Below are 16941 nucleotides of genomic sequence, written 5' to 3' on the forward strand. Positions count from 1 at the left end.
TATAGTTTTTCCTGATAGCGATAACAGGGGAGTCGAAAATATGTTTGAACGGCTGTTGCCGCATATGCGCGTCAATACCATTTACGATATCGATTTGCATGCCTTGAAGGAACGGGGCATTCTCGGGATCATAACCGATCTGGACAATACACTTGTTGGCGCCAAAGTGCCGCTCGCCACACCGGAGCTTGTCAAATGGCTTGATGTTGTGCGCGATTTGGGCTTTACGGTCGTCATCGTATCGAATAACCACCGCACCCGTGTCTCGAAATTCGCTGATCCGCTGCGCATTCCGTTTGTTCATGCCGCCCGCAAACCCTCCAACAAGGCGTTTGTCAGAGCGCTTACGGTAATGGAGCTGGCAGCCGAGCATACGGCGGTCATTGGCGATCAGATGATGACGGATGTGCTCGGCGGCCGGCGGATGGGACTGTTCACGATTCTTGTCAGCCCGATATCGCCTGGCGATGAAGGGTTCATGACCCGGATCAACCGCAGGATCGAACGAGTGGCCCTGTCCCGTTTGCGCAAAAAAGGGCTGTGGCCCGAGGAGGAACGTAAGTCTTGACAAATGAGCAATTAGAGCTGGGCGCTTGTGCAGGCTGTGGAATCAAACTGCAAACGGATTCGGCCGACAAGCTTGGGTATATCCCGCAATCGGCGCTGGAGAGAGAGCCTTTAATCTGCCAGCGCTGCTTTCGTATCAAGAATTATAACGAGGCGGCTTCCGTCGCCATTGATCAGGACGACTTTCTAAGACTGCTCGGCGGTATTGCCGCAACCGACAGCCTGGTCGTTCATATTGTCGATTTATTTGACTTCGAAGGCAGTCTGATATCCGGACTGCAGCGGTTTGTCGGCAATAATCCGGTGCTGCTTGTCGTCAATAAAGTGGATTTGCTGCCCAAAGGCATTAATATGAACAGACTGCTCAACTGGGTGCAAAGGCAAGCCAAGGCACAGGGACTGCGGACAGTGGATATCGTTTTGTGCAGTGCGAAGCGCAACATCGGGTTTGAACGTGTGGTTGAAGCGTTGGCCGAGCACCGCGGCGACCGGGATGTGTATGTCGTAGGCGCGACCAATGTCGGGAAATCCACGTTGATTAACCGGATCATCCGCGATTACAGCGATCTCGAGCGTGAGCTGACTACATCCCGCTACCCCGGAACGACGCTTGATGCCGTGCATATTCCGCTTGATGACGGACATGACATCATCGATACTCCCGGCATCGTCTACAACCACCGGTTGACCGAAGTGGTTCCCCGCGGCGTGCTGCAGGCGCTGCTGCCGGACAAGCCGATCAAGCAGGTCGTTTATCAATTAAACGAGCAGCAGACGCTGTTTATCGGGTCGCTGGCCCGATTTGATTTTGCCCAGGGACCGAGACAATCGTTCACCCTGTACACGTCCAACTCGCTGCCGATTCACCGGACGAAGCTGGAGCGGGCCGATCAGCTGTTCGCCGATCATCGGGGAGAGATGCTCGCTCCGCCGACCAGAGAACAACTGGAGGAAATCCCGGCTTGGACTCGACATCGGCTGACGATCAAACGCGGCTCCGATATGGATGTTGTGATCTCCGGTCTGGGCTGGATTCGTATCAATGATACCTCGGGAGCGATTATCGATATCTACGCCCCCAAAGGCATACGGGTCATGCTGCGCGACGCGCTGATTTGAGAAGGAGTGGGCTAAGACAGTGAATACAGCAGACAACGTTGCGGGAATCTCCGGACAGGCTGGAAATGTTGTGGACAGCCATACCATCTTGTATAGTGTCATCGGCGATCCTATCCATCATTCCAAATCACCGGTCATGATGAACAGGGCCTTCCGGGAAACCGGCATCAACGGAATTTACACCGCTTTTCATATTAAGGATGCGCAGCTGCCAGATTTTGTCGCGGGCGTGCGGGCGATGGGAATCAGAGGCGTGAATGTCACGATTCCTCATAAGCTTGCTGTCATGCCACTGCTTGATGAGCTTGACGAGAGCGCCCGGGCCATAGGGGCGGTAAATACAATCGTAAACCATGATGGTCGTCTTGTAGGCTACAATACCGACGGGATCGGATATGTCCGGTCCTTGAAGGAGGAAGCGGAGCCGGATCTGGCAGGGAAGCGGATACTGATTGTCGGCGCTGGCGGCGCGACAAGAGGGATCGTGTATGCCCTGGCCCGCGAAGGAGCGGCCAGCATTACGATCTCGAACCGCACGGTGCAGCGGGCGGAGGAGCTGGTCCTGGCCTTTGAAGGCCAAACAGACATCCTGCGGGCCATCGGCAGCGAAGCACTGCGGGAAGCATGCGGCGAAGCGGATATCATAATTAATACGACATCGCTCGGGATGCATCCGAAGATCGACGAGACGCCTGTCGATGCCAGCTGGCTTGCGCCCGGCGCCATCGCGAGCGATTTGATTTATAACCCGATGACGACCCGCTTTCTTGCGGAGGCGAAGCAGCGGGGCTGCAGCATTCATGGGGGGCTCGGGATGTTTATCTATCAGGGGGCCTACGCCTTTGAATATTGGACAGGCCGCAAGGCTCCTGTCGAGGCGATGCGTTCGGCTGTGCTTGATGCGTTCGGTTCTGGACGCTAATATGACGAAAGAAGGAACAATCAACATGCTGACAGGCAAACAGAAAAGGCATTTGCGCGCACTTGCGCATCATTTGCAGCCCGTATTTCAGGTGGGCAAAGGCGGAATGAACGAAAATCTTGTCCGCCATGTGGAAGAAGCGATCGAGAAGCGCGAGCTTCTCAAAATTTCAGTCCTAAACAATTCTGTCGAGGATCCAAAAGAAGTGGGCGAATGGCTGGCGGAGGAAGCGGAAGCGGAGCTCGTACAGGTGATCGGCAAGACCATTGTTCTTTACAAGGAATCCAAAGACTATAAAACAATCGTACTGCCGAAAAACAGTTAATACGCGAACCTTGCGAGGGTCATAGGGATGGCGCATGGTAACGGAAGGGAGCGGACATCGTGATAAAAGTTGGTATAATGGGCGGAACATTCGATCCGATTCATTACGGGCATCTGCTCGCTGCGGAAACAGCGCGTGAGGCGTGCGGTCTTGACGAGGTATGGTTCATCCCTACTTTTCAGCCTCCGCTGAAAGACAATGAGCCGGGAGCCGAAGGGCCTTCCAGGCTTGAAATGGTATATCGGGCTATTGATTTTCAACCGCATTTCCGGGCCCTTGATATTGAGCTTGAGCGGGGCGGAACGAGCTATACCATTGATACGGTAGAGGCGCTTCTGGAGCAGAATCCGGAGCGTTCGTTCAGCATTATTATCGGATCGGATCGGATTAACGACCTTCCAAGCTGGCACCGTGCCAAAGAACTGGCGGAGCTGGTCAACTTCATCGGTGTGGAACGACCGGGGGAATCGATTGAGAAATCACGGCTTCCGGATTACATCCTGGACCGGCTCCAAATAACGCAGATGCCGCTTATCGGACTTTCCTCGACGGATATCCGCAGGCGCAGGGCAGAAGGCTCATCCATCCGTTTCATGGTGCCGGAGAAGGTCCACTCTTTTATAAAAAGGAATGGTCTATATGAATCGTGATGACATGATAGCGGCTGTTCAGGCCGAGATGCCGGAGCGCCGCTGGAAGCATACGCTTGGCGTTATGGAGACATCCGTAGTGCTTGCCCGGCGCTACGGGGAGGATCCCGAGCGGGCGGAGCTCGCCGCGATTTTGCATGATGTGGCGAAGTATTGGCAAACGTCGCGAATGGAAGCCATTATCCGCGAGGAGGACCTTCCCCCCGATCTGCTCAAGTATGACAAAGAGCTGTGGCACGCGCCTGTTGGCGCCTATGTCGCCGAGCATAACTTTGGCGTCACGGACCCCGGTGTATTGGATGCGATTCGCTATCATACCTCGGGCCGGGAAGACATGACGCGGATGGATAAAATCGTCTGTCTGGCCGATTACATGGAGCCGGGAAGAGATTTTCCGGGAGTGGAGCGTATTCGCGAGCTGTCCGGACAGCATTTGGAGAAGGCGCTGATCGCCGGGTTTGACTCCACCATCACTCATTTACTGGCCCAAGGGAAGCGGATTTACCCGCTCACCATAGCAGCACGCAACGATTTACTATTAAAAGCCAGGGAGGCTGAGCAATGACCATAAAACCAGAGAAACTTCTGCAGCTCGTAGTAGCAGCGGCCGAGGAGAAAAAAGCGCATCAGATCGTCGCTCTCAATTTGCAGAACATTTCGCTTGTGGCCGATTATTTTGTGATTTGCCACGGTAATTCGGATACGCAGGTACAGGCGATTACAACGGAAATACGCAAGCAGGCGGAGTCCAATGGCGCGCGTTTGCGCGGAATTGAGGGCATGGACTCGGGCCGGTGGGTGCTCATCGATCTCGGAGATGTCGTTGTCCATGTTTTCCACCGGGAAGAACGTGAATATTACAATATTGAGCGGCTGTGGTCCGACGCGAAAGTTGTGGAGTTTGCATGAGTTTAATAGCCGGTACAATCCAGAAGTTCAGGGTGGCGCGTGAAGTGTCGCCCTACGGCTATTTTTTGAGTGATGGAGAATCGGAAGTGCTGCTTCACTATACCGAGCTTGTCGGTCACCGTCCGAAAGTGGACGATGAAGTTGAAGCCTTCATATTTTATGATACCGATGACCGGATCGCGGCAACGATGAAGCAGCCGTTCATTACGCTTGGCAAGGTCGCCCGTCTGGCGGTTGCGGATATCCATCCGCGTATCGGCGCTTTTCTGGAGATGGGACTCGGGCGGCAGCTGCTGCTTCCAATGTCCGAGCAGCCGGAGCTCAAGGAGCTGCGTCCCCAGCGCGGCGATGAAGTGCATGTGATCCTGGCCCATGACAAAATCGGCCGTCTCGTGGCAAAAGTGGCTTTTGAAGAAGAGCTTGCCGAGCTTGCTTTTTCCGCACCGGAATCCTGGCGCAATACATGGGTGGAAGGCTTTGTCACCAAGACGCTGAAGATTGGCTCTTTTGTACTTATTGACGGCGGTGTTGTCGGTTTTGGTGTTATGGGCTTTGTTCCTGCAGAGGAGCGGACCAAGCTGCTGCGGCTGGGCGAGCGTGTCCGGGCCAGAGTGACGTTCATCCGTGAAGACGGACGGGTCAATTTGTCGATGACTCCCCGCAAGGAAGTGGGCAGGCTGGAGGAATCGGAACGCATCCTTGCCTTTCTGCGGGAGCGGCCTGACGGAGCCATGCCCTATTCGGACGAAACATCGGCTGATATCATTAAACAGAAGTTTAATATAAGCAAGTCGGCTTTCAAGCGGGCGATTGGCAAGCTCATGAGGGAAGGGCTTGTTGTGCAGGACGGAAGCTGGACGACCCTGGTACAGGAAAAGCAGCCTGCAGAAGAAGAATAGAGGAGAGAAGCGATGCGTGCTTACCGGCAGTTTGCCACCGTTTACGACCGTCTCATGGAGGACATGCCCTATTCCGATTGGCTGCGGTTTGCAAGGGAGTGCTGGGACCGCTACGGCATCCCGCAAACCGTCGTCGATCTGGGCTGCGGCACGGGGAGTCTGGCGATTCCGCTCGCTCGCTCCGGTTTTCAGGTATTCGGTATCGATCTCTCGGCTGACATGCTCAGCATCGGGCGGAGCAAATGGGACGAAAGCCCGCAGCAGGCGATTCGGTCCTCTGCAGGCGCCATCCGCTGGCTGCAGCAGGATATGTGCAGCTGGGAGCTGCCGGAGCAGGTTGATGCCGTTATCTCCTTTTGCGACTGCATCAATTATTTGACGGAAGAGGATTATGTGGAAGCCGCCTTCCGTGCCACCTATGAAGGACTTAAGCCCGGCGGCGTCTTCCTCTTCGATGTGCATCCGCCCAGGACTCTGCAGCGTTACGCGGATGAGCAGCCCTTCGTGCTGGATGACCGGGATATCGCCTACATCTGGACGAGCGATCTGGACAGCGAACGGGTGGAAATCGAGCATCATCTGACGATTTTTGTCCGTGAGTCGGATGAACGGCCGTCCCATTACAACCGTTTTGAAGAGATTCATGTCCAGCGGGCTTACCAGCCGAAGTGGATTCTGGAGGCGCTGGCGAGAGCGGGGTTTGGCAGGGTGGAATCGTTCGCGGACTTTAGGCTGGCTGCGCCCGATGACCGTTCTGAGCGGCTCTTCTTCGCTGCGGTAAAATGAAGACTTATCCAGATGTGCTCTTGACATGCGTGGGGGTGCTTCTTTATAATCGAACTAATCATTTTAGGTTGGCGTCGATAAGGAGCAGTAGTTTCCTTGAACTGGATTCAGAGAGCCGGCGGTTGGTGCAAGCCGGACCAGAGGGGTTATGAACTCGCCTTGGAGCCGCACGTGCAAGCAGGTATATTAGCTTATGGCCTGTCTAAGCGTGCCGTCCCGCCCGCGTTAAGGGTTCGAGTGAGCAGCGGCAAAGCATGCCTGTTGTTAACTAGGGTGGTACCACGGGAGATAATCCTCTCGTCCCTAGCGTTTACGCTGGGGGCGGGAGGTTTTTTTATGAAAAATATGCGAATATAAGCAAATGAAATCGGGAGGCAATGGTAATGTCACAGGAACGTCCAGAGCAGCAAGGCTATAACCCACTGGTCATTGAGCCGAAATGGCAGATGTATTGGGATGAGCACAAGACTTTTCAAACGACTGAGGATCCGGGAAAACCGAAATTTTACGCGCTGGATATGTTTCCGTATCCATCCGGCTCAGGGCTGCATGTAGGCCATCCCGAAGGGTACACGGCTACTGATATCGTCTCCCGCTACAAACGGATGAAGGGCTATAATGTCCTCCACCCGATGGGCTGGGACGCGTTTGGACTGCCTGCGGAGCAGCATGCTCTGGATACGGGGGAGCATCCTCGGGAAATTACGGTCAAGAATATCAATAATTTCCGCAGACAAATCAAGTCGCTTGGTTTCTCGTATGACTGGGACCGCGAATTCAGCACCACCGATCCCGATTATTACAAATGGACGCAGTGGATATTCATTCAGCTGTTTAACAAGGGACTCGCTTATGTGGCGGAGGTTCCTGTTAACTGGTGTCCTGCGCTGGGCACAGTGCTTGCGAACGAAGAAGTTATCAACGGCCTGAGCGAACGGGGCAATCATCCCGTCATCCGCAAGCCGATGCGCCAATGGGTGCTGAAGATCACGGAATATGCGGAGAGGCTGCTTGAGGATCTGGAGGAACTGGACTGGACCGAAAGCATCAAGGACATGCAGCGCAACTGGATCGGCAAATCCAAGGGAGCAGAAGTGACCTTTGCCATCGACGGCTATGAGGAATCGCTGGTCGTGTTTACGACAAGGCCCGATACGCTTTTTGGCGCAACCTACTGCGTGCTGGCGCCGGAGCACGAGCTTGTCGCTCAAATTACGACGGCGAAGCAGAAAGCTGCCGTGGAAGCTTACCAGGAGTCTGCCGCACGCAAAAGCGATCTGGAGCGCACAGATTTGGCCAAGGACAAAACAGGCGTATTTACAGGAGCCTATGCCATCAATCCGGTGAGCGGAGCCAAAACACCGATCTGGATCGCCGATTACGTTCTTGCCGGATACGGCACCGGGGCCATTATGGCAGTACCGGGCCATGATCAACGCGACTGGGAATTCGCCAAGCAGTTTGATCTGCCTATAGTGGAGGTTGTTCAGGGCGGGACGATCACCGGGGAAGCCTACGCCGGAGACGGTCCCCATGTGAATTCGCAATATTTGAACGGATTGAACAACGAAGAGGCTATCGCCCTGATGATCCGCAAGCTGGAGGAGAACGGCAAGGGCAAAGGTAAAATCACCTACCGCCTTCGCGACTGGCTGTTCAGCCGCCAGCGTTATTGGGGGGAGCCGATTCCGATTCTTCATCTGGAGGATGGCACGATGAAGCCGGTTCCGGATGACCAGCTGCCGTTGCTGCTGCCGGAAATCGATCAGATCAAGCCTTCCGGGACGGGCGAATCGCCTTTGGCGAATGTGACCGAATGGGTGGAGACGATTGATCCGGAAACGGGGATGAAGGCGCGCCGCGAAACCAATACGATGCCGCAATGGGCGGGCAGCTGCTGGTATTATCTGCGGTTTATTGATCCTCACAACCAGAATGAGCTTTGCTCCAAGGAGAAGCAGGCGCAGTGGCTGCCGGTGGATCTGTATATCGGCGGCGCGGAGCATGCTGTGCTTCATCTGCTTTATGCGCGCTTTTGGCATAAGGTGCTGTACGATCTGGGCATTGTGGATACGAAGGAGCCGTTCCATAAGCTGGTCAATCAAGGCATGATTCTTGGCATGAATAATGAGAAGATGAGCAAATCGCGGGGCAATGTCATCAATCCTGATGATATTGTCAATGAGTTCGGGGCAGATACGCTGCGGATGTATGAGATGTTCATGGGACCGCTTGAAGCTACGAAGCCATGGAATACCAACGGTGTGGAAGGGATGTACCGTTTCCTCAGCCGCGTATGGCGGATGGCGATCGGGGAAGACGGCGCTCTTCATGCGAAAATATCGGATGCAAAAACGACGGATGCGTTCAAGCGCACCTGGCATCGCACGATCAGGAAGGTAACGGACGATTACGAGCATCTGCGCTTCAATACGGCGATCAGTCAACTGATGATATTCGTCAATGAGGCGTACAAGGCAGAATCGCTCCCCCGGGAAGCAGTCGAGCATTTTGTTCAGATGCTGTCTCCGCTCGCGCCGCATATCGCCGAAGAGCTGTGGTCAAAGCTGGGTCATACTGGGTCGGTCACTTATGTGGCTTGGCCAGCCTACGATGAGTCCTGGACGATTGATCAAGAGGTGGAAATTGTCGTACAGGTGAACGGAAAAATCCTCGATCGTCTCTCGATAGCGGCCGATACGGAGGAATCCGAGATGGAGAGCATCGCCAAGCTATCCGTTAAAGTGGCTGAGGCGCTTGAGGGCAAGACGATCCGCAAAGTAATTGCCGTCAAGGGCAAGCTTGTCAACATCGTAGCCAATTAAGAATCAGTCAAGGTAAGCAAAGCTGCCTGGTAAAAAGAGGTGAATGGCTTATTAACGCAAAGCATGCGTTATGGGCCATTCACCTCTTTGCCGTATAAGGAGAGAGCGACCCGCTCCAGATCTTCCTTGTATTTGGCATGTGTCGTCCGGATGACGGCATTGAATACACCGTCAAGCTCGCGGTTCAGCAGGGCAAGCGCCTGGGCGGTTATGCCGCCGGGAACGGCTACTCTTGCCTGAAGGGTTTCTGGCGACATGCCTCCTTCGGTGAGCAGCTGGCCGGTGCCATAGAGCATCGCGCTTGCCACAATCTCCGCCTCTTCCCGGGGGATTCCGGTTTCTTCAACCGCCGCGTTGATGAAGCTCTGCAGGACAAAGGCCATGAAGGCCGGACCGCAGCTGGAAATATCCGAGACGATCCGCGTATGCTTCTCATCAATGGCCAGAGGTGCGCTGATCATGGAGAAAAGGTTGTTCAGGCGGGCTTTATCCGCTTCATTCAGTCTATCGCCGTACATGCATAAGGTTGCGCCGCAGCATACAAAATTCGTTATGCTGGGAATGACTTTCGCTATCTTGCAGGGGAGAGAATTTTCCAGCTGCTCAATCAGGACAGGGCTGGTAATCGAGATAACAATCTGGTCTTCCGACAGAATCCCGCGAATCTCCTCGATGACCCGTTTATATTCTAGCGGTTTGATGCACAAAAATATCAGATCCTGTCCGATGACGGCATCGCGGTTAAGGGGGACAGCGCGCAGGCCAAGGTGCCGGACGGCAAGCTTTTCCGCTTTGGCGAAGGTACGGTTGCTGGCGGTAATTTGTGACGGTTCAAGCGCGCCCGAACCGATAAACGAATCGATAAGCAAGCTTCCCATACTTCCGATTCCGATAAATCCAACATTCATCGTAACCCCTCCTTGGCTCTTTGCTCTTACTACCCTATGCAAGGGGGCAAGGCCAACATAACCAAAAGTACGGCAAAGTTTTAGACATTATCGCCGGATAAATAAAGGACAGAGGTGACCTCTACAATATGTACTCTGAAAAAAGAAGATCCGACTGGAATCGAAAATTTATGATGGCCGCCCTGCTTCTCCTGGGGGCTCTGCTGCTGGTCGCTGCGCTCTATCAGTCAGATTCCAGCGAGCCGCCAGGCTGGGTGGCTATGAACAGCCAGGTGAAAGAAGTGTTGAATCCGGCGGACAATGAGCCAGGACCTGCTGCGAAGGATAAGATAAAGAACGACGCTCCTGGCACGGACCGGCAAAGCGGCGGGATGACGGTTCCAGCTTCAATAGATGCGGAAGAGGAGGGAGCCGCAAGCCCCACGGATGTCGCGGAGGACATTAAGACCTCAGGAGGAAGCAAGACCAAGGAAGGAGCTAAGGCTGGCTCGGAAGATATACCCTCAGACTCGGGGAAAGAGACAGACGCGAAGCAGGCTGCAAGTGCAGGGGCAGGAGGTGAGAAGGCTATCGAACCTCGGGGAGCCGGCCTTACCGAAGAGGGCAAAATCAACATTAATTTTGCTACGGCCCAGGAACTGGATGAGCTGCCCGGCATCGGGGAAGCCAAGGCGGGAACGATCGTCGCGGACAGGGAGAAGAATGGTCCGTTTCGCTCAGTTGACGATTTGCTCCGGGTCAAAGGAATCGGTCCCAAACTACTGGAAAAAATGAAACCTTCCATTGTTGTTGCGCCTTGATTATGCGACAATGGGAAAAGCAGCGGCCAGAGCCGTTGCTGCTCAATTCCGGCGAGGAGGATTCTTACATGTCCGAACAACGCAAGCTTTCATTGGAAACGCTATCCGTCCACGGAGGCCAGGAAATCGATCCTGCGACCATGTCGCGGGCAGTACCGATTTATCAAACAACGTCTTATGGGTTCCGCGATACCGATCATGCTGCAGACTTGTTTGCGCTCAAGGAATTCGGCAATATCTACACCCGCATTATGAATCCGACAAGCGATGTGTTTGAGAAGCGTATTGCCGCTCTGGAAGGCGGGCCGGCCGCTCTAGCTGTCGCATCGGGTTCGGCGGCTATTACATATGCAATTCTGAACATAGCCGGCTCAGGAGATGAAATCGTTTCCTCGACCAGCTTGTACGGCGGGACTTATAATCTGTTTTCAACTACGCTTCCCAAGCTGGGCATCAAGGTCAATTTTGTCGATCCGCAGGATCCGAACAATTTCGAGGCCGCGATTACCGACAATACAAAAGCCCTATTTGCGGAGAGCATTGGCAATCCGAAAGGTGATATTATTGATCTTGAAGCGGTCGCTGCCATTGCTCACAAGCATGGTATTCCGTTCATTGTCGACAACACGTTTCCAAGCCCGTTCTTGTGTCGTCCCCTTGAGCATGGCGCAGATATTGTGGTCCATTCCGTGACCAAGTTTATCGGAGGTCACGGGACGTCCATCGGCGGGGTCGTCGTGGATGGCGGAACCTTCGACTGGAAGGCAAGCGGAAAATTCCCCGGCTTGACCGAACCGGACCCCAGCTACCATGGCGTCATCTATACGGATGCCGTTGGGCCAATTGCATATATTATTAAAATGCGCGTCCAGCTGCTTCGCGATATGGGAGCTGCCATTTCGCCGTTCAACTCGTTCCTGCTGCTGCAGGGGCTGGAGACGCTGCATCTGCGGATGGAACGGCACAGCGCCAACGCTTTGGCTGTAGCTCAATTCCTCGAAGCTCACGATGCGGTGGAATGGGTCAACTATCCGGGGCTGCCGAGCCATGTCTCCTATGACCTTGGCCAGAAATATATGCCCAAAGGTCAAGGGGCGATCCTTACCTTCGGTATTAAAGGCGGGGCGGATGCCGGCAAAAAAGTGATTAATGCGGTATCGCTGTTCTCTCATTTAGCTAATGTGGGCGACTCGAAGTCTCTGATTATCCATCCGGCCAGCACAACCCATCAGCAGCTGTCGGAGCAGGAGCAGGAAGCGGCAGGCGTAGCGCCGGGAATGATCCGTCTTTCGATCGGAACTGAAGGCATCGACGATATTCTGCATGATCTGAGCCAGGCTTTGTCGGCCAGTCAGCAGTAGGATTAACAGGATAGGAGAGGAAAAATTACGATGGTTACGGATTCGCGCGAGAGCGCGCGCAAAGACTGGGATACTTACTTCATGGATATTGCCTACATGGTCTCCACGCGTTCACGTTGTTTGAGGCGGCATGTAGGGTCTGTGCTGGTGCAGGGGAAGAAGCTGCTCGGGACGGCGTATAACGGAGCCCCCATGGGCGTGGCCGACTGTTCGGAGGCCGGCTGCATGATTGTGGAGGAGCTGGAGCTTCAAATTACGGACGGAGAAGAGCGCATGGTCAAGAAGCAGCGCTGTATCCGAACCATTCATGCGGAGCAGAACCTGCTGCTCTTCACCGACCGGATCGACCGGGAAGGCTCTACCGTATATGTGACGGATCAGCCCTGCTGGACTTGTGCCAACATGCTTGCGAACAGCGGAATCAAGGAAATCGTCTACCATCGGAATTACTTGAAGGACAGCGATAAAGTGATCGATCTGATGCGGCAAAAAGGCATTTTGTTCCGTGCATTGGCGGGATATGAGCCGCCGGAGCAGGCGAAGATGAATATCACATCCTGAGTATGGGATGCAATGAAGCATTTTGAGGAAGAACCTCTGTGAGCGCCTATTTGGGCGCTGCAGAGGTTCTTTTTTTTTATTCGAAGGAAGGAGCGGCCCGAAATGAATATGAACAGTCGACCCTTGGTGTTTTTTACACTCTGCTGGGTACTTGGAAGTACGGCTGGAGCAGGGCTGCTGTTTCCTGGCCTGCTGCTCGCAGGAGGGGCTCTTGCCATCCTGCTGTTTGCACAGGTACTGCTGCATCGTTCGACCTTGTTGCTGGCGGCCGCCTGCCTGATCGCCTTTGCCGGTGCAGCGGCAGAACGGGTTTGGTCGGACAAGCATAATGTCAGCGCGCTGCCACCACCTGCTCAGGAGGCGGCGGCTCCCGGCAGTTCCGCTGCGTACAGCGTGGAAGTCTCGGGAACGATTGTCTCGGCTGTCGAGGTGGATGGCGACCGCGCCCAATTTAAAGCGCGCGTGCACGATGCCGCGGTGGCTGGCGAATCAGAGCCGCGCAAGCTGAGCGAGCTTCTGCTTGTCAACGTCAAGCTTGCCGAGCAGCCGGATCAGGTCATTGCCGCGGGCTGGAGACGGGGGTCGCATATCGTGATCAATGGCGAAATCAGCGAGCCTGCTGCAGCGACCAATTTTGGCGGCTTCGATTACCGGAGCTATCTTCTCAGCCAGCGCATCCATTGGCTGCTTAAGGCAAACGGCATTTCATCCGTGCAAATAAGCCCCGGTCCGCGTCTGAGCAAGGCATCTCTGCTAAGCCGCATCGATGAGTTTCGCGGATCGCTCGGAAGCCGCATGGACGGGCTGTTCCCAGCGGATCAGGCCGGATATATGAAGGGGCTGGTGCTGGGTATACGCGAGGACCTGGATCCGGAGCAGTTCCGGCAATTTTCCCAGCTGGGACTGACGCATATATTGGCGGTATCGGGTCTGCATGTAGCGGTATTCCTCTACGTCCTCGGGGGGCTGCTGCGGCTGCTGCGATTGACCCGCGAGCGCATGCTGCTTATCATGATTGCCGCTGTCCCGTTCTATGTGCTTCTGGCGGGCGGCGCCCCCTCCATTATGCGGGCCGGAATCATGGCCATGCTGGGTTTGTTCGCGGCGCGGCTGAACAAGCTGAAGGACGGCTTGCACCTGTTGTCAGCCGCTGCGCTGCTGATGCTGTTTTGGGATCCCTATCTGCTTGAGGATGTTGGCTTTCAACTATCCTTTCTTGTTACAGCTGGACTCATTCTGGGCGTACAGCCTGTCAGGAAATTACTGCCCCGTGGCAAACGCTCGAAGGCGCTGTTTGATTTGATCGCTGTAACGGTGGTGGCCCAGGCTGTATCATTTCCGCTTACCATCTATTATTTTAATCAGATCCACCTGCTTTCCTTGCTGGCAAACTTCATTCTGGTACCGTTCATCAGCTTCATCGTTATGCCCCTTGGAGGCGCTGCGCTAGTTCTGGACAGTCTATGGCATGCAGGAGCAGCGTGGCTCGGTTCGGTTGCGTCAGTAGCCAACCGTTTGAGCTTTGGCATTGTACTGCAGCTAAGCGGATTCCAGCAATTCCGCTTCATTATCGGTACGCCGCCGTTTGGCTGGGTTCTTTATATGTACACATCAATAGGATTATGCCTGTCGGTGCTTCATCGCCGGGGCTTGCAGCCAATCTTCGGGAAGTCATCGGAGCAGCCTGACAACGATACCCAACCGATGGGCGGAAAGCAGTGGGTGGAAGAAGACGTTACCCAGCCTCTGGGTTCGCTTCTTCCGAACCGGGCGGAGGCTTCCCCTGGCGCATCGGGTACCAGACAGCCTATCCAACCCATCCGTCGAATTATAATTCCCGTCCTGCTTTGCTTGGCGCTGATTGCTCCGATTCTGTGGGCCTATTATCCGAAATGGAACAATAACGATGCCTACGTCAGCTTTCTGGATGTGGGGCAGGGAGATTCCATTCTGATCCGGACAGCACATGGCAAGCATATTCTCATTGATGGAGGGGGCTCGGTGAGCTTTCGGAAGAAGGGGGAGGAATGGAAGGATCGCGACGATCCGTTCGAGGTAGGCCGCAAAGTCCTTGTGCCGCTGCTGCAAAAGCGCGGCGTGCAGCAGATAGATCTGCTGGTCATGACTCATCTGGACAGCGATCATATCAAGGGGCTGCGGGCTGTCGTAGACAATATTCCTGTCAAAGGGATGCTTTGGAACGGTACCTTCAAGCGCTCCGATGATGCGGTTTCCATGCTTGGCGCTGCCGTTGACAAGGGAATTCCGATGTACCGCAGCGAGGCCGGCCAAAGCTGGGAAATCGACGATGGAGCGACCATCTCCTTAATTGGAGGAAACAGGGATAGCGAATCCGACACTATTCCTCTGGTGGAGGAACAGAATGGGCAAAGCGTAGCGATGATCGTGGAGCTGTACGGAAGATCGTTTCTGCTGACCGGCGATGCCGATGCAGCGGAGGAGCGTGCGATTCTGTCCCGGATTTCTGAATCCGGGGGAGCTTTGCTCGAACAGCCGGCAAGCGCTGCTGTCGGTGAATATGAAGAAAATCAAGCAATAAATAAAACAAAACCGAATGCCATCGATGTAATGAAAGTTTCCCATCACGGAAGTAAAACCTCTTCCACACCGGAGTGGCTTGCCTACTGGCAGCCTCATACTGCGGTCATTTCCGTCGGCAGGAACAATACGTATGGACATCCGAACGGCGAGGTCATGGAGCGTTTAACCGCTGCCGGAGCCGATGTGAAGCGCACGGATCTGAACGGCGAGATTGAGTATCGCATCACTGCGGACAGTCAGTTGTTCGCACGGCAGATGCTTGCTGGATGGCCTTAAAGGGAAATCATTTGGAGCCGTGTTTTCGGACAATAGGAGGATATTGCCAATTATTGTCGAATCAATAAAGAAAAGCAGGCTCCGCGCAAGAACATTTCAAAAACCAGGTTAAGGATATGCCTGTATATATTCATTAACCATTGTCATCTGAAGATGCGCCTTAAGGCTGGACAGCTTACAGACATTTTAATGGATTCAATTTAATTGACCCGCGGGGCGGTGCAAATATGCAGCCGTCTTTTTATGCGGTGCTTGCATATTGGGTGGAATTTCAAATTGAAAAGAGGCATCAATAATGTTAAGAGCAGTCATCGTGGATGATGAGCGACCAGCCATTCACCGCTTGCAGCAAATACTCAATGTCCGGGAAGATGTGGAGATTGTCGGTGGATTTACCAAAGCCTCCGAAGCGCTCAAGGCATTTCCGGAGCTGAGGCCGGATGTGGCTTTTTTGGATATTGAAATGCCGGAAAGAAACGGTCTCGAACTGGCGGCGGTGCTGCTGGACATGCAGGAGGATCTGGAAATTATTTTTACGACAGCTTACAGCCAGTACGCCTTGGAGGCGTTCCGGGTCAATGCGATAGATTATTTGCTGAAGCCGGTCGATCCAGACCTGCTTGAGCGTACGATTCAGAGGATCTATAAGCGGAAGGAGAGGGGAAGTTCCCTGAACCGGGCGGCGGAGAGTGCATATGCGCGCATTCAATGCTTCGGCAGCTTCGCGGTTTTTGGAAGGAACGGGGAAACGGTCCGCTTCCCGACGATGAAGACGGAAGAGCTTCTTGCCTACTTTTTGACCCACCGCGACACGGATCTCTCCAAATGGGCGATATGCGAAGCCTTGTGGCCGGAGCAGGAGCCGGAGAAGTCGGAGCAGAATTTGCACACTTCCGTGTACCGGATGAAGAAGACCCTTCAGGAAAACGGTATCCGCATCCATCTGGAATCAAGAAAAGGCGTGTATCGCTTTGAACTTCTTGATTCATGCGATTACAGGCAGTTGGTGGAACTCAGCAGCCAAAGCCTGACGCCAAGTGATCAGTCGCTGGATGATGCCGAGCGGATGCTGCTTCAATACCGCGGCACATTGTTCGGGGACAAGGATTACGCATGGTGCGAGTCGGAGAGGGAGCGTGTTCAGAAGATTTTCGCCGAGCTTGCCAAACAGCTGATCCGCATCTGGATGGACGCGAAAAACGTTGATCGCGCGCATGAACTGCTTCAATTCATGCTCGAACGGGTTCCATATGACGAGACGGCGCATGAATGGCTGCTGAGTATCTACGTTCTGCGAAAGGATCGAATTGCTTTCTTCACGCATTATAAAAAAATGGAGGATTGGCTGCTGAAGGAAGTGGGAATCGCCCCTTCCGCTTCGGTCAGAAGGCTTTATAAAAAAATAAAAACGGAAATGAAATAAACAGGCTCCGGGACGTGTGCGATGTACACGCTTCGGAGTCTGTTTATT

Annotated in this window: 16 protein-coding genes and 1 other annotated feature; of the genes, 15 read left to right on the top strand and 1 reads right to left on the bottom strand. The window is 54.1% G+C overall.

The features are described 5' to 3' along the window. The first annotated feature begins 40 nt into the window (after positions 1–40). From AC0YOA_RS08850 to leuS, 10 genes are all read left to right on the top strand, one after another. Positions 41–568, top strand: a complete 528-nt coding sequence (locus tag AC0YOA_RS08850; RefSeq protein WP_475786296.1) for a YqeG family HAD IIIA-type phosphatase — start codon at positions 41–43, stop codon at positions 566–568. Then, complete coding sequence (gene yqeH / locus AC0YOA_RS08855) at positions 565–1686, top strand: ribosome biogenesis GTPase YqeH (RefSeq protein ID WP_475786297.1); 1122 nt, start codon at positions 565–567, stop codon at positions 1684–1686. The genes AC0YOA_RS08850 and yqeH overlap by 4 nt, the downstream gene beginning before the upstream one ends. 19 nt (positions 1687–1705) lie before the next feature. After that, entirely contained in the window at positions 1706–2608 is a 903-nt protein-coding gene (locus AC0YOA_RS08860) for a shikimate dehydrogenase (protein WP_475786298.1), read from the top strand. Positions 2609–2633: 25 nt separating this feature from the next. Continuing rightward, positions 2634–2933, top strand: a complete 300-nt coding sequence (gene yhbY, locus AC0YOA_RS08865) for a ribosome assembly RNA-binding protein YhbY (protein WP_210037755.1) — start codon at positions 2634–2636, stop codon at positions 2931–2933. Positions 2934–2995: 62 nt separating this feature from the next. Beyond that, on the top strand, positions 2996–3583 hold the full coding sequence (gene nadD, locus AC0YOA_RS08870) for a nicotinate-nucleotide adenylyltransferase (RefSeq protein ID WP_475786641.1): 588 nt from the start codon (positions 2996–2998) through the stop codon (positions 3581–3583). After that, positions 3573–4148 carry a bis(5'-nucleosyl)-tetraphosphatase (symmetrical) YqeK gene (yqeK, locus tag AC0YOA_RS08875; protein ID WP_475786299.1) on the top strand — a complete coding sequence of 192 codons (576 nt, stop codon included), beginning with the start codon at positions 3573–3575 and terminating at the stop codon, positions 4146–4148. Before nadD ends, yqeK begins: the two co-directional genes overlap by 11 nt. Further along, entirely contained in the window at positions 4145–4492 is a 348-nt protein-coding gene (rsfS, locus tag AC0YOA_RS08880; protein WP_210037753.1) for a ribosome silencing factor, read from the top strand. Before yqeK ends, rsfS begins: the two co-directional genes overlap by 4 nt. Next, positions 4489–5391, top strand: coding sequence for a CvfB family protein (locus AC0YOA_RS08885; protein ID WP_475786300.1), 903 nt, complete (start codon positions 4489–4491; stop codon positions 5389–5391). The genes rsfS and AC0YOA_RS08885 overlap by 4 nt, the downstream gene beginning before the upstream one ends. A gap of 12 nt (positions 5392–5403) precedes the next feature. Next, entirely contained in the window at positions 5404–6177 is a 774-nt protein-coding gene (locus tag AC0YOA_RS08890; protein ID WP_475786301.1) for a class I SAM-dependent DNA methyltransferase, read from the top strand. A gap of 65 nt (positions 6178–6242) precedes the next feature. Then, positions 6243–6485 (top strand) — a binding site (T-box leader). Between the two features lie 75 nt (positions 6486–6560). Continuing rightward, positions 6561–9002 carry a leucine--tRNA ligase gene (gene leuS / locus AC0YOA_RS08895; protein ID WP_475786302.1) on the top strand — a complete coding sequence of 814 codons (2442 nt, stop codon included), beginning with the start codon at positions 6561–6563 and terminating at the stop codon, positions 9000–9002. Between the two features lie 68 nt (positions 9003–9070). Here leuS and comER read toward each other — a convergent pair whose 3' ends face one another. After that, positions 9071–9910 carry a late competence protein ComER gene (gene comER / locus AC0YOA_RS08900; protein WP_475786303.1) on the bottom strand — a complete coding sequence of 280 codons (840 nt, stop codon included), beginning with the start codon at positions 9908–9910 and terminating at the stop codon, positions 9071–9073. Between the two features lie 128 nt (positions 9911–10038). On the opposite strand from comER, the gene AC0YOA_RS08905 reads away from it, so the two are divergent. From AC0YOA_RS08905 to AC0YOA_RS08925, 5 genes are all read left to right on the top strand, one after another. Then, positions 10039–10710 (top strand): ComEA family DNA-binding protein, encoded by a 672-nt coding sequence (locus AC0YOA_RS08905; RefSeq protein WP_475786304.1) that lies wholly within the window; start codon positions 10039–10041, stop codon positions 10708–10710. A 68-nt stretch (positions 10711–10778) separates the two neighbouring features. Next, positions 10779–12071 carry a homocysteine synthase gene (locus AC0YOA_RS08910; RefSeq protein WP_475786305.1) on the top strand — a complete coding sequence of 431 codons (1293 nt, stop codon included), beginning with the start codon at positions 10779–10781 and terminating at the stop codon, positions 12069–12071. A 30-nt stretch (positions 12072–12101) separates the two neighbouring features. Further along, on the top strand, positions 12102–12632 hold the full coding sequence (locus tag AC0YOA_RS08915) for a deoxycytidylate deaminase (RefSeq protein ID WP_475786306.1): 531 nt from the start codon (positions 12102–12104) through the stop codon (positions 12630–12632). A gap of 102 nt (positions 12633–12734) precedes the next feature. Continuing rightward, positions 12735–15470 (top strand): ComEC/Rec2 family competence protein, encoded by a 2736-nt coding sequence (locus AC0YOA_RS08920; protein ID WP_475786307.1) that lies wholly within the window; start codon positions 12735–12737, stop codon positions 15468–15470. Between the two features lie 295 nt (positions 15471–15765). After that, positions 15766–16893 (top strand): response regulator, encoded by a 1128-nt coding sequence (locus AC0YOA_RS08925; RefSeq protein ID WP_475786308.1) that lies wholly within the window; start codon positions 15766–15768, stop codon positions 16891–16893. Positions 16894–16941 lie beyond the last annotated feature (48 nt).

The organism is Paenibacillus sp. JT22N12 (assembly GCF_056269365.1).